The 13,648-nt window shown below is 44.7% G+C and carries 14 protein-coding genes; 7 read left to right on the top strand and 7 right to left on the bottom strand.

Going from position 1 to position 13,648, the window contains the following annotated elements; translation table 11 throughout:
• Positions 1-576: 576 nt before the first annotated feature.
• The 3 genes from BUC01_RS16525 to BUC01_RS16515 are packed head-to-tail and all read left to right on the top strand — an operon-like array spanning position 577 to position 3,387.
• Complete coding sequence (locus tag BUC01_RS16525; RefSeq protein WP_051568816.1) at positions 577-891, top strand: hypothetical protein; 315 nt, start codon at positions 577-579, stop codon at positions 889-891.
• Between the two features lie 54 nt (positions 892-945).
• A complete protein-coding gene (locus BUC01_RS16520; protein WP_025833172.1) occupies positions 946-1,575 on the top strand; it encodes a BT4734/BF3469 family protein in 630 nt (209 codons plus the stop codon).
• A gap of 12 nt (positions 1,576-1,587) precedes the next feature.
• A complete protein-coding gene (locus tag BUC01_RS16515) occupies positions 1,588-3,387 on the top strand; it encodes a DUF3987 domain-containing protein (protein ID WP_073314253.1) in 1,800 nt (599 codons plus the stop codon).
• A gap of 171 nt (positions 3,388-3,558) precedes the next feature.
• Here BUC01_RS16515 and BUC01_RS16510 read toward each other — a convergent pair whose 3' ends face one another.
• Positions 3,559-3,777, bottom strand: coding sequence for a DUF4248 domain-containing protein (locus BUC01_RS16510; protein WP_025833173.1), 219 nt, complete (start codon positions 3,775-3,777; stop codon positions 3,559-3,561).
• 219 nt (positions 3,778-3,996) lie between these two features.
• Here BUC01_RS16510 and BUC01_RS16505 point away from each other — a divergent pair, with 219 nt between their 5' ends.
• Genes BUC01_RS16505 through BUC01_RS16500 form a run of 3 tightly spaced genes read left to right on the top strand, consistent with a single transcriptional unit; the run spans position 3,997 to position 5,060 of the window.
• Positions 3,997-4,479 (top strand): HU family DNA-binding protein, encoded by a 483-nt coding sequence (locus tag BUC01_RS16505; protein ID WP_025833175.1) that lies wholly within the window; start codon positions 3,997-3,999, stop codon positions 4,477-4,479.
• 57 nt (positions 4,480-4,536) lie between these two features.
• Entirely contained in the window at positions 4,537-4,644 is a 108-nt protein-coding gene (locus BUC01_RS26235) for a smalltalk protein (protein ID WP_159106513.1), read from the top strand.
• A 2-nt stretch (positions 4,645-4,646) separates the two neighbouring features.
• Positions 4,647-5,060 (top strand): N-acetylmuramoyl-L-alanine amidase, encoded by a 414-nt coding sequence (locus tag BUC01_RS16500; RefSeq protein ID WP_073314251.1) that lies wholly within the window; start codon positions 4,647-4,649, stop codon positions 5,058-5,060.
• 482 nt (positions 5,061-5,542) lie between these two features.
• Here the strand turns inward: BUC01_RS16500 and BUC01_RS16495 are convergent, their stop codons facing one another.
• The gene (locus tag BUC01_RS16495; RefSeq protein WP_025833963.1) at positions 5,543-6,658 is read right to left on the bottom strand and encodes a PspC domain-containing protein; all 1,116 of its coding nucleotides are present in this window, start codon (positions 6,656-6,658) and stop codon (positions 5,543-5,545) included.
• Between the two features lie 52 nt (positions 6,659-6,710).
• Entirely contained in the window at positions 6,711-7,037 is a 327-nt protein-coding gene (locus tag BUC01_RS16490; protein ID WP_025833962.1) for a PadR family transcriptional regulator, read from the bottom strand.
• Positions 7,038-7,283: 246 nt separating this feature from the next.
• Between BUC01_RS16490 and BUC01_RS16485 the strand changes: the two genes are divergently transcribed.
• A complete protein-coding gene (locus BUC01_RS16485) occupies positions 7,284-7,784 on the top strand; it encodes a GNAT family N-acetyltransferase (protein WP_025833960.1) in 501 nt (166 codons plus the stop codon).
• Positions 7,785-7,866: 82 nt separating this feature from the next.
• Here BUC01_RS16485 and BUC01_RS16480 read toward each other — a convergent pair whose 3' ends face one another.
• The 4 genes from BUC01_RS16480 to BUC01_RS16465 all read right to left on the bottom strand — a co-directional run bounded on the left by BUC01_RS16480 (position 7,867) and on the right by BUC01_RS16465 (position 13,630).
• Complete coding sequence (locus BUC01_RS16480; RefSeq protein WP_025833959.1) at positions 7,867-9,429, bottom strand: peptide MFS transporter; 1,563 nt, start codon at positions 9,427-9,429, stop codon at positions 7,867-7,869.
• 93 nt (positions 9,430-9,522) lie between these two features.
• Entirely contained in the window at positions 9,523-10,002 is a 480-nt protein-coding gene (ybaK, locus tag BUC01_RS16475; RefSeq protein ID WP_007213889.1) for a Cys-tRNA(Pro) deacylase, read from the bottom strand.
• A gap of 4 nt (positions 10,003-10,006) precedes the next feature.
• Positions 10,007-12,835, bottom strand: coding sequence for an excinuclease ABC subunit UvrA (gene uvrA / locus BUC01_RS16470; RefSeq protein WP_073314249.1), 2,829 nt, complete (start codon positions 12,833-12,835; stop codon positions 10,007-10,009).
• On the bottom strand, positions 12,836-13,630 hold the full coding sequence (locus tag BUC01_RS16465) for a T9SS type B sorting domain-containing protein (RefSeq protein WP_025833954.1): 795 nt from the start codon (positions 13,628-13,630) through the stop codon (positions 12,836-12,838).
• Positions 13,631-13,648 lie beyond the last annotated feature (18 nt).

Raw genomic sequence — 13,648 nt, 5'->3', positions numbered from 1 at the left:
CCTTCTTGCCAACAGATTTTATGCAGTAATTCATTACCTTGAAGGTAAAAAGCTATAAACGAACCAGTTAAATAGAAATATCATCTTTTAATCGTTCGTTTTTTATGCGTAAAGATTTTTAAAAGTCTCAGGATTGAGATAGGCATAAAAAGAGTGGATATTAACTTATATTTTTATAAAATCTTTATCGCTTATATTCAACAACTTAGATAGATAAAACAGACGGTACAAAAATATTTTCTATCAAACATTTTGTCAGTTAAAAAAACACGCTTATCTTTGCGTACATTAAACGAACGTTTTTTAAACACCCCTAAAAGCACATATTAATCCACTACACATCAACCATTTACCTTCCTAAAAAGCGACTTATTTTTCATTTATTTCATATTCTATTTTCACCCTTCATCTTTATCTCATACTTTTGTACTTTTTTCAACATTGCAAATATTAGTTAATGAACAATCAACATATAAACAAAATGGAAAGTATAAAAAAAACGAAGAATCTAATGAGTCTAACCAAAGAAACAAGACCTATCGTATTGTAGAACAGAGGAATCTAAGTAGAAAAAGAGTGAGTGACGTCAGCATCATTAAGGAAGAATGGCTGGCTGAACGGATATATTTTGGAATTAACACCTACAGATACGTAAGTACACTCAGAGCCTTCAAATTAGGAGCTTATAAAGGACTCGGGATCAAGACAATCAGCGATTTGGCAGCACATTTATTCGCAAGTGGAGAGATATTAAAGCATGACAATGGAAGAGATATCCCGCTGAAATTAAGCAGTATAAGAACAGAGCTAAGAAAAGTGTGGGCAGTGATAAAGCTGGAAGATACGGAACACATAGATCCTTATGGATATGACGTGAAAATAAATCCATAATAGTTCACTCAAAAAAAAGAGGCGACCTTTGCACAAAATTTTAAAAACAACGCAATGGAAAACTTTTTTAGAATGTCGCTATTCATGCCCCCTATCTCACCAATAAAAGACAAAGCGACCGGAAGGACCCTGAAAAGCGCCACTCTGACCCCGCTACGCACAGTAGAACTTAGCGAAGTATACCAACTGGTCACCGCTAACGCGAAACTTGCCGCGCTCACTCTCGATGTACGCGACGCCGCACTGCGGGGTGACGACAACGCCTGCCGCCTCTTGAAGCAGCAGACACTGCCCTACGTGACCCCATGCGGAGTCTTCACCCGCCGGCGGAGCGACTGCATAGAAGAACAGTCCGGACTAATGGTTGTGGACATCGACCACCTCGATTCCACCGAAGAGGCCGAAAAACTGCGCCAACAATTATTCGACGATCCTTATCTGTGCCCGGCATTAGTGTTCGTCAGTCCTACCGGACGCGGCGTGAAGGCCTTTGTGCCCTGCATCCCCGGACAAAACACTTCGGACGGAATCTACTGGGCCATGAACTATGTACACTGTATGTACGACACCGACCAGCAACAATCGGAAAAAGGAGTGGATACATCGGGAAAAGACCTCGTACGCTCCTGCTTCCTATGCCACGACCCGAAAGCATTGATCAGAATCGCAAATCATAAATTATAAATCATAAATACAATGGACGCACTATCATCATTGCATCTCCTGACCGAAGCCGTCAGAAATGCGAGAGCAGACATAGCTCCCACCTATCAAGAGTATATACAACTCGCTTTTGCCATCGCAAACGACTGCGGAGAGGCGGGCCGCCAAGATTTTCTCACCTTGTGCAGCCTGTCGTCAAAGTATGACCCGCAGGCAGCCGGAAAACTATTCAGCAATGCGCTGAAAAACGGACGTAACAACGTGCACATAGGCAGCGCCTTCCATCTGGCCGAACTGTGCGGCGTCAAAATCCAATCCGAAATTCCATCCGACGTTGGTACACTTGGTACACAAGGTTCACCCTCTTCTTCCGCCTCACACACACGCGTGCGCAAAAAAGAAGCAGGCGTATGTGAGGATGACACCACAACGGACAGTGACCCGATATCGCCCTTGCCAACTTTCGACGAACACATAAAGTGGCCCTACCCACTGGAACGCATTCTGAAATGCGGCACCTCCCCCGCCCAAGAAGATGTCCTCCTGCTGGGAACAATCACAGTGCTGGGTGCCAGTATGGGGCGGCACGTCCAGTGTGCATACGGAGGAAAAATGAAGTCGCCCTGCTTGCAAAATTTTATCGTGGCACCATCCACATCGGGAAAAGGTGTACTATCATTAGTACGCCTGCTGGTAACCCCCATTCACGATGATATCCGAAAGCAGGTAGCCGAAAGCATGGAATCCTACCGGCGCGAAAAAGCAAAATACGAGGCTTTAGGCAAAGAACGGAAAAAAGCCGAAGCTCCCATCATGCCGCCCAACAAGATGTTCCTCATATCCGGAAACAATACAGGAACAGGCATCCTGCAAAACCTGATAGATTCTGGCGGGACAGGCCTGATATGCGAAAACGAAGCCGACACCATATCCACCGCCATCGGATCGGAACACGGACACTGGAGCGACACCATGCGAAAGGCTTTCGACCACGACCAGTTATCCTACAACCGACGCACCGACCAGGAATACCGTGAAGTGCAAAAGAGTTATCTCTCCTTACTCCTGTCAGGCACCCCCGAACAGGTGAAAGCACTGATACCCACTGCCGAAAACGGACTGTTTTCGCGAGAGCTATTCTACTATATGCCCGGCATACACCAGTGGCAAGACCAGTTCGACCTCAACGACAATGATCTCGAAAAGACATTTACCGCACTGGGCTTGGAATGGAAAGAAAAACAAAAGACCATCGTCATGGGTGGCACTTTCACACTACGTCTCACCCAGGAGCAGAAGAAGGAATTCAACCAACTGTTCTCCCAACTGTTCACTCGCTCAGAACTGGCAAACGGTAGCGAAATGTCGAGTAGCGTGGCACGTCTGGCCATCAATATCTGCCGAATCATGGAGGTGGTGGCAATACTACGTGCGTTGGAGCAAGGGGAGATAACCCAATCACCCTATGTATCACCCGATCCCACTATCAATCCCGACAATCTGAAAGACCATATCGTCACTCTGTGGGATCTTGCCATCACCCCCGACGATTTCCATGCCGTACTTTCGCTCGCCGAAAAACTCTACCGCCACGCCACCCACATCCTCTCTTTCCTTCCTGCCCCCCAAGTGACCAGACGGGGAAATGCCGACCGGGATGCGCTGTTGCAATGTATGGAAGATGAATTCAAACGGGCTGAATTCATGCAGAAAGCCGAAGAGATGGGCATCAAGCACGAAACCGCCTCCACTTGGCTGAAGCGCTTGCAAAAGCACGGTTTGGTAGAAAGTGTGGACAGAAACGGCACTTATCGAAAACCGGGTAGACGGTAAAGAGTGGTAGTGGTGAGAAGTCAGTGATGAAGATTTACAACTCTCTATACGCGCGCACGTGTGTGAGGAAAAAGAGCCAAGTGAACATCTGTACCAAGTGTACCAACCTCACCATTACCAACCTCAGCTTTGCATCGCCCAACCTCAGCTTTACGCCGCCAGACCTCAACTTTAAGGTTCCCCAAGTGCGCCTACTATCAGTCTCACCTGGGCAGGCGTATAGGTGCGCGAACGGGAAGAGATTCCCAAAGCGGCCAGACCGTCATGCAAGCCGGGACAAAGGGCAATCCACTGTTTCAGTTTGCGATAGGCAGAGTCGGGACAAAGTCCGGGGTTATAGAGAAGGGCAAGTTCAGTACGCCCATAGGTACGGATTTCAAAAGAGTTCATATCTGATATTTATGTGTTTTTAGTTCTACAAAAGTAGCCATAAATCATGACATAATCAAGTATACGGATATAAATAACAGGCTAAAAACGACCAGAACCGACCAGAACCCTCCGAAAGCGGAAAACGCCCATCTGCTCTGTATTACCTTTGCATCGTTGAGTTCAACACAGTGAATCTTTAATTTTTTAATTATTAATCTTTAATTTATTTATTAATCCATGATTCGTTACAAAAAGTATCAAGTGACGGGCGAGAACAGCCCGCTGAAAGGTCTCTGGTATGCACGTCCCGTGATTGAGGAGACTTTCGACATCGAGAAGCTTGCCAAACACATGTCCAACCACAACACCCCCTACTCAAGTGGTGTCATCAAGGGAGTGCTGACAGACATGGTTTCCTGCACCAAGGAACTGATTCTGGACGGTAAGAATGTGAAAATGGACGACCTGGCAATCTTCTCCGTGGGAATCATCAGCAAAGGAGGCGCGCAGTCTGCCGCCGACTTCTCACTGGCCAATAATGTAAAGGGGTTGAAGCTCCGCGCCCGTGCCACAGGTGAGCTGAGCAATGCCCAGATTAACCTGGAAGGACAGTTGAAAGAGTCTTCCATGTACACCGTGGACAGCAGCGCGTCCGGCAACACACCCGGAGGCGGCTCAGGGGGAGGCCAAGGCGGGGTGGATGAAAATCCGCTGGGATAGAATCCAACGCTTTCAGTTTCTTATTTTTAATTCCTAATTTCTAAATCTCAATCTGCCATGAATGAAGAAAAAAAGTCAAAATCAGTGTGGGGCATTGTCCTCAAAGTAATCATCACCGTAGCCACCGCTATTGCGGGAGCCTTAGGATTGGGAGCTTGCCGATAGGTATGCGAACGATCACCTTGCTCATTGTCCATTGCTCGGCCACGCCTCAGGGCGTGAGCCTGAGCTTTGAGGATTGCCGCCGCGACCACATCCGCCACCGCGGATTCAGCGACATCGGTTATCATTTCTACGTGACTCGTGACGGTGAAATCCACCGCGGCCGTCCACCGGAAAAAATCGGGGCGCATTGCCTCAATCACAACCGGCACTCCATCGGCATCTGTTACGAAGGAGGACTGGATGCTGAAGGCCGTCCGGCCGATACCCGCACCTTAGAACAGAAGGCTGCGCTGCTTGCTCTGCTTCGCGAGCTGAAACGCATCTTCCCACGGGCGCTGATTGTAAGCCATCACGACCTGAATCCCGTGAAACGTTGTCCTTGCTTCGATGCGGAAAGGGAGTATAGGGGGCTGTAAAAGCCCCCTATTTGCTTATTTCGGAAAAATGAATTCTACAGAAAACAATCAGGGCAAGCGCATCAAAAGTTTGCTTCATTTCGGTGCAGAAATGAGGTAAATGATTTTAGCCTATGTATTCAATCTCTTAGACGCAGATGACACGGATGACACGGATTTAAAGGCTGCGCTGTCACATCAATAAATAAAAAATCTGCGTCATCCGTGTCATCCGCGTCTAAAAAATAAATCATCACTTCGTTCAAAACCGAAAAGTAATGAGGCAAATGATAAATGAGATTTAAGACACGGATTACACGGATTACACTGTTGTTTTTATATACTGCAACAGCGTAATCCGTGTAATCCGTGTCTAAAATATATTCAAAACCCTACAAGAAAGAGCTAATTCCAACTCCCGATTCGCATGATTAACTAAAAATAGCTTGGAGATATTTTTAAGAACATCTCCAAGCCCCCAGAAAAACTAAAATAACAATCTGTTACCCTCGCATCAGCAATTCCGGGAATGTAAATCCTTGCATGGTATAGCAGATAAAGAAAATGGTAGCACTGACAATCCACAGAATGAGTAATGTCCACTTCAACCCGGAAACCATGGGCTGCCAATTGAACACCGGACGGAAGATTGCGAAAACAAGGCTGACCAGAGGAATACCCACTACGAGGATACCTGCAATATATAGTACGATGGCTGACAAAGGAGATGTAGGTAATACAAAGTCAATAGCCGGGAACCAAGACATCAACGCTGCGCCACCGCCAATGGCTACCGCAATAGCGGCAAAGAGCAAAGCTACAAATACAATACCGAAAACAAACAGTACCGGACTGCAAATGATAGCCACAATAACCAGACAAACCTTCAGGAACCAACCGACAATCATTAATAACGTATCACCGGTTCTTTGCAAAGAAGTACGAGGCTTATCCGACCGCACATAATCGTTTACATTATTTGCAACTCTCTCAAAACCGTCAGTCACGGTCTTTCCAATGTTCTCTACCGTAACAGCTTCGCCGCGCATGTTCAGTTTTTCAGCCGCCGTACGAGCTTCGGGAATCACTATCCAGCAAATGATATAGATAGGAATCAAGAACTTGAAACCAAAGATTGCGCAAAAAACAAGAATCAAACGGAACCAGGTGGAATCCCAGCCTAAATAAACACTAAGTCCCCCTATCACACCACCCAGCATTTTATCATCCGGATTGCGATACAAACGGCGACGGGTCGAAGTGTAAGAAGAATTAGTATCACTATTCCAAGAGCCGGAACCATAACCTTCACCGGAAGTGCCCTTAGTATTTCCGGAAGCAGCATTCTCTTCCGTACCTGTCTCCATTTCTTCAGGTTTCCCTATGCGATTGATTACTTCTTCCACATCGGCTATAGTGATCACCTGAGAGCCAGCAGTCAGCTTCTCTGAAAAAAGTTCAGAGATGCGAAGTTCGATGTCATTTACAATCTCATCAGCACCGGCCTGTCTTCTAAAGTGCAGTTTCAGATTGCACAGATAATTATCCAAAAGGCGGTAGGCGTCTTCATCAATGTGGAAAACAGTTCCGCCCAGATTTACTGTTAATGTCTTTTTCATTGCTATTCGTTTTTTAAATTTATACTGATACGAGGTTTTTAATATCTTGAATCTAACGATTGGCTATATGATTCACCGTTTCATTCAACTCACGCCAGGAGATTTCCAACTCTCCCAGAAAAACTTCCCCTTTTGGAGTGAGCTTGTAATATTTACGTGGTGGCCCTTGTGTGGACTCTATCCATTCGTAACTTAACAGATCATCATTCTTCAGACGAGTGAGCAACGGGTAAAGCGTCCCTTCCACTACAATCAGCTTGGCTTCTTTCAGTTTCTGGATAATATCCGAAGCGTAGGCTGGTTCTTTGTGAAGCAGTAGCATGATGCAATACTCTAACATGCCCTTACGCATTTGCGACTTTACATTATTTACGTCCATCTCTTATTGGTTTACGATTCGACAATTTTCTATTTTATAGCAAAGATGGCAACTGATTGAAATAGAGCCTTTCTTTGTATGACACAAATATATGTATTATCTTAGTACTATGCAATACAAAGTACCTTGCATTTTATTTAATTAACACTATTATCTATTCACACCTCATTAATAAAGCGCCAAGGGAGAGAATAACATATAAGAGAAAAATGTATCTTTGCGGAAAAGATATAAATACAGTGAACTATGTTAACTATCAGAAAAGCAACTACAGCCGATTGTGAGTTGATTCACAAACTTGCATGGCAGATATTTCCGGAGACTTACAAGGACATACTTTCACCGGAGCAAAACGATTACATGATGGAATGGATGTACTCCATAGAGAACATCCGCAAGCAAATGGAAGAAGAAGGACATGTATATTTCATTGGGTACAAGGACAATGAAGTGTGTGGTTATGTATCTGTGCAACAACAAGGTGAAGACCTATTTCATCTACAGAAAATATATGTACTCCCCTCCTTTCAAGGCTCACATTGCGGCAGCTTCTTATTCCATGAAGCCGTCAAATATATCAAGGAAGTACATCCCGGCCGATGCCTGATGGAACTAAATGTGAACCGTAACAATAAAGCGCTGAATTTCTATGAACGCATGGGAATGAAAAAACTGAGGGAAGGGGATTTTCCGATAGGGAACGGATATTATATGAATGACTTTATAATGGGGCTGGAGATCAATTGAGAATTGAGAATTAAAAATTAAAGGCTGCGCAGTTCAAAAGAGAACCTTGCGCAGCCTTTAATTTTTAATTTTCAATTTCTAATTATTCCGTTACTCGTTCCAGCCATTTTACCATGCCAAACATAACACCCATTGACACAAGACAAATAACAAAGAATACAGTCCAGCACTGCCAGATAGGAATCTTATTATACATCATAGGACCAAGGAATAAGAAGAGATTTCCTATCGCTGTTGCACCAAGCCACAAGCCTTGACACAAGCCCTGAATATGCTTGGGAGCTACCTTAGAAACAAATGAAAGACCAAGCGGCGAAATGAAAAGCTCAGCTACAGTCAAGAAGAAATAAACCACAATCAGCACCCACGGACCAGCCTTCAATCCTGCTTTGGCAGAGTCAGCCATTGCCTTGAATTCAGTGCCTGAAGGATAACCTTGCATTGCCGAATAAATGGTAAGGAATAAGAAGGCAAGTCCTGCAATCCCCATACCTATGGCAATCTTCTTAGGAGTAGAAATTTGCTGACCACGACGGGCAAGTGTACCAAAGAAAAGCATGATGAGCGGAGTAAGTACTATCACAAAGAATGGATTCACAGCTTGCCAAATTTCGGGTGCAATACTATCGGTTACTACGAAGTCGCGGGCAAAAAGTGAAAGCGACTGGCCGTTCTGGTGGAATGAGAACCAGAAGAAAATCACGATACCTAATACAGCGAACAATGCATACAGACGTTGCTTTATTTCCTTTGCCATAGCTGCTTTCTCTGCGGGGGTATAAGTCACCGATTCCGTCTTTTCCTTCTTGCCCGGTGTAGGGAACACCTTCCGGCACGCAATGAAAATGAAAAGAGAAATAAGCATAGCTACCACCGAAGCTATGAACGAATAATGGATGCCTGTATTAAATACGTCAAGATATTGGGTACAGAAAACGCTCAAATCAGTTGTTACCGTGCCTCCTACTTTGACAACCAGTTCATTCAGATTAGAGAGATTATCAGAAGCCATATCGCCACCTTCCTTAATATATTGATGGCACAATGCAGGCAGATCAGCGTTGTACATCATACTATGAACTTTCAGCCACCATTCTCTGAGCAGGGGAGCAACAAAAGGTGCAATCAACCCACCAATATTGATGAATACATAGAATATCTGAAAACCGGAATCACGACGGCTTTTAGCCAGTTTCAAGGCTTCAGGCCCTTTTTTCTCAGCTTCTTTTTCGAGATTGTCGTACATCTGACCTACGATAGCCTGTAGGTTTCCTTTAAAAAGTCCGTTACCGAAAGCAATGAAAAACAAAGAGACACAAGTCAAAGGAAGCAACCAGCCAATATTTTCAGCAGTAGACAATACAGGAATAGATAGAATGACATAACCCAACGACATCACGATCAATCCTGACATGATTGTTCCTTTATAATTTTGTGTCCTATCGGCAATAATACCACCTACCAAACTCAATACATAGATACCACAATAAAAGACCGAATAGATAATGGAACTGGTCTCGTCACTCAGGCCGAACTTGGAGCAGAGGAACAGTACCAGTACGGCATTCATGATGTAGTAGCCAAACCTTTCGCCCATATTGGAGATAGCAGCTGCCAACAGACCTTTAGGATGATTCTTGAACATAGATATAAGTTTTTAAATTAGTAATTAGATTGATTTTCGTTTATTAAATGCAAATATATACATTTTGCTGAAATAACCTGTAAAAAAGTGAAATTAGTCATGAAAAAGGATGCAAACTTCAGCATGAACCTCCTTAATTAAATCATTTGGATCAAGTTTAAGTTGCAGGCCACGCTGACCTGCACTTATGTAGATATAAGGATAATTGAGACAAGATTCATGAATGTATGTGGGGAAAGGTTTCTTCATACCGATAGGAGTACATCCTCCACGAATATACCCCGTCAAGGGAAGTAATTCCTTCATCGGAATAAGATCACACTTCTTATTGCCGGAGGCCTTAGCCGCCAGTTTCAAATCCACTTCATGTTCACCGGGAATGACGCAAACAAAATGGCCATTCTTGTCACCATGCAGCACAAGGGTTTTGAATACCTGCTCGATATTCTCCCCCAAGCTATCTGCCACATGAATAGCACTCAAATCATTTTCATCCACTTCATAGGGAATCAGTTCGTATGCGATTTTAGCTTTATCCAAAAGCCTCGCTGCATTAGTCTTATTAATTTTCATTGATTTATCCTTTTAATTCTTCTTTAAGGAATTTAGGAGTATATCCCTTCTTACTCTTGGCCACTTCTTCCGGCGTACCGAAACTAAGGAGTTGTCCCCCGCCCTTACCGCCGTCAGGCCCCATATCGATGATATAATCCGCCATCTTGATAACATCCAGATTGTGCTCGATGACAATCACCGTATTACCTTTGTCCACCAATTTATTAAGTACATTCATCAGTACACGAATGTCTTCGAAGTGAAGTCCGGTAGTAGGCTCGTCAAGGATATAGAGGGTTTTTCCCGTATCTCGTTTGGAAAGTTCTGTTGCCAACTTCACACGCTGGCTTTCACCACCAGAAAGCGTGGTGGAAGACTGACCCAGTTTGATATATCCCAGACCAACCTCCTGTATCACCTTAATTTTATTCAGAATCTGCGGTACATTTTCAAAGAACTCCACAGCGCGGTTGATTGTCATATCCAACACATCGGCAATGGATTTTCCTTTAAAACGCACTTCCAGTGTTTCGCGGTTATAGCGTTTGCCATGACACACCTCACAAGGTACATATACATCGGGCAGAAAATTCATCTCAATGGTTTTGTAACCATTGCCCTGACAGGCCTCACAACGCCCGCCACTGACATTGAAAGAGAAACGCCCCGGTTTGTAACCGCGTATCTTAGCCTCCGGCAGCCCAACGAACAGGTTGCGGATATCAGAAAATACACCGGTATAAGTCGCCGGATTAGAACGCGGCGTACGTCCCAGCGGAGACTGGTCCACATTCACCACTTTATCAATGTATTCAAGTCCTTCGATGCTACCATACTCCAAGGGATCCTGAAGCGAACGGTAGAACTTTTGCGACAGGATGGGCTGCAAAGTTTCATTAATAAGCGTCGATTTTCCGCTGCCGGATACACCGGTCACACAAATCAGCTTGCCGAGGGGAAATTCCACATCCACCCCTTTCAGATTATTCCCACGTGCGCCACGAAGCCACAGACTATGTCCGTTGCCCTCACGCCGCTTGGCAGGTATTTCAATCTCACGCTCACCGTTGAGGTACTGCGAGGTCAGTGTATGCGTTTCGAGCATCTCTTTCGGAGTTCCGGCAAAAACGACTTCACCGCCCAGGCGACCGGCTTTCGGCCCCATATCGATAACATAGTCGGCAGCCATCATCATATCCTTGTCATGCTCCACCACAATAACCGAATTACCAATATCTCTCAATTCTTTCAAAGAATGAATAAGCCGCTGGTTATCCCGCTGATGCAGACCGATACTCGGTTCATCGAGAATATAAAGCACGTTTACCAGCTGTGAGCCGATTTGTGTAGCCAGACGAATACGTTGGCTCTCCCCTCCGGAAAGGGTGACCGAGCCACGGTCGAGGGCAAGATAATCCAATCCGACATCCAGAAGGAATTTCAGACGGGTACGGATTTCTTTTAATATCTCGACGGCAATCTGTTGCTGCTTATTATCAAGGTACTGATCAACATTCATCAACCAGTCGTAGAGTTCATTGATATCCATGCAGGAAAGCTCATAAATGTTCTTATCATGGATGCGGAAATGTAATGCTTCCTTATTCAATCTCGCTCCTTTACATTCAGGACATATAGTAGTTTTGGCAAATTGTTCCGCCCACTTTTGCGCGGTAGCGGAAGCATCTTTTTCCTGTAACATCTGAATATACTTCACCACACCCTCAAACGTTACAAAGTAATCGGAAGAAGTGCCGATAAGGGAGCTTTTAATCTTAATACGTTCATCCGAACCATAGAGGATTTCATCAATAGCTTCATCCGGCAATTCCTTAACAGGAGTTTTCAGGGTAGCTTCATACTTCTCCAATAAAGCGGCTATCTGCCAGAAAATCATGCTATTCTTATACTTCCCTAATGGAATGACAGCTCCTTCATATATAGACAGCTCGCGGTCGGGAATGACTTTTTCCACATCAATCTGATTCACCACCCCTAATCCCTTACATTTAGGGCAGGCACCTTGCGGAGAGTTGAACGAGAAGTTATGGGGTGCCGGCTCACGGTAAGACAGACCTGTAACAGGGCACATTAACCGTTTGCTATAATGACGTACATTTTCGGACTGTAAATCAAGTATCATCAACAGCCCGTCGCCTTGCCGCATAGCCGTAGCCACACTGTTTTTCAGGCGGACATCATCCTTATCCGTCACAATCAGTTTGTCGATAACCACTTCAATATCATGGTTCTTGTAACGATCCAGTTTCATGCCGGGCAATGCCTCCCGCACCTCACCGTCTACACGGACATAAAGATAGCCCTTCTTACGAACCTGCTCGAACAGTTCCTTATAATGTCCCTTACGGGTACGGACCAATGGAGAAAGAATATAGATTTTCTTGCCTTTATAATCTTTCAGAATTAAATCGAGGATTTGTTCTTCGGTATATTTCACCATTTTCTCGCCCGACAGATAAGAATATGCTATACCGGCACGGGCATAAAGCAAACGCAAATAGTCGTAAATCTCGGTCGTGGTGCCTACCGTGGAACGAGGATTCTTATTCGTGGTTTTTTGCTCAATGGAGATAACCGGACTCAATCCCGTAATCTTATCGACATCAGGACGCTCCAGATTTCCCAGGAAATTGCGGGCATATGCGGAAAAGGTTTCGATGTAACGGCGTTGTCCTTCGGCAAAAATCGTGTCGAACGCCAACGATGATTTACCGCTTCCACTCAATCCCGTAATCACAGTAAGACTGTTACGGGGAATCTCCGCATCGATATTTTTCAGATTGTGCACGCGCGCACCATATACATTGATGTATTCTGTTTCTTCAGCCATTTATCTTAATATATTAATATCACTTTTTATCTTATAATCAACTCCATCCGCTCCTTCCGCTTCCACCACAATGAAATAAACACCGTCGGGAACGTTTTTACCATGAGCCGTGCCATCCCATCCGGCATCTATATTTTGCAATCCCCAATGATAAAGCTGTTGCCCCCAGCGGTTGAAGACATACGCATTGAAACGGACCAGCGATTTATGCTTCACCCGAAACACATCGTTCACTCCGTCTCCATTAGGCGAAAAGGCATTCGGGACTTTCAGCTCCGACTCTGCAATGCGGATAACAAAAGCGTCGGATGATTCAGTGTCTTCCGTCTCCGTATCCGTCACAATCAGGCGGACATAGAACAAGCCGGACTCCTGGAAAGTATAGATAGTCTCAGCATCAAAACGCGTCAGGAAGATATCATTGAAAGCTGCATCACGCGAAAAATTCCACTCATAACGAAGATTATCGTTTTCATCCGCTGCATCTCCGTTTTCAGCGGGCTCTTTCCACAGAAAACGGAACTCAAGGGGAGCGGAACCGGTATATGTATCACCCGGATAAACAGAGACACTTTCTTCGGGAATCGCTCCATTTTCAGAAAGCAGAATCGCTACGGGAGACATATCCAACAGTCCTGTCCTTCCCCCGCCAGCCCACACCGGTAAATTTCCGAGCAGCAACATCGCCGCACAACCGATATATAAAAACAATCCGCATCGCATAATACCTGCAAAAATAACGGTTTCCGTGCGAATATCAGCGTATACATAGAAATTTTCAGTTTTAAAATGCACAATATTATTTCTTAACTC

This window comes from Bacteroides stercorirosoris, from assembly GCF_900142015.1.
GTDB lineage: Bacteria > Bacteroidota > Bacteroidia > Bacteroidales > Bacteroidaceae > Bacteroides > Bacteroides stercorirosoris.
Note: the sequence above shows the minus strand (reverse complement) of the source record. Positions and strands in the feature narration are given on the sequence as shown.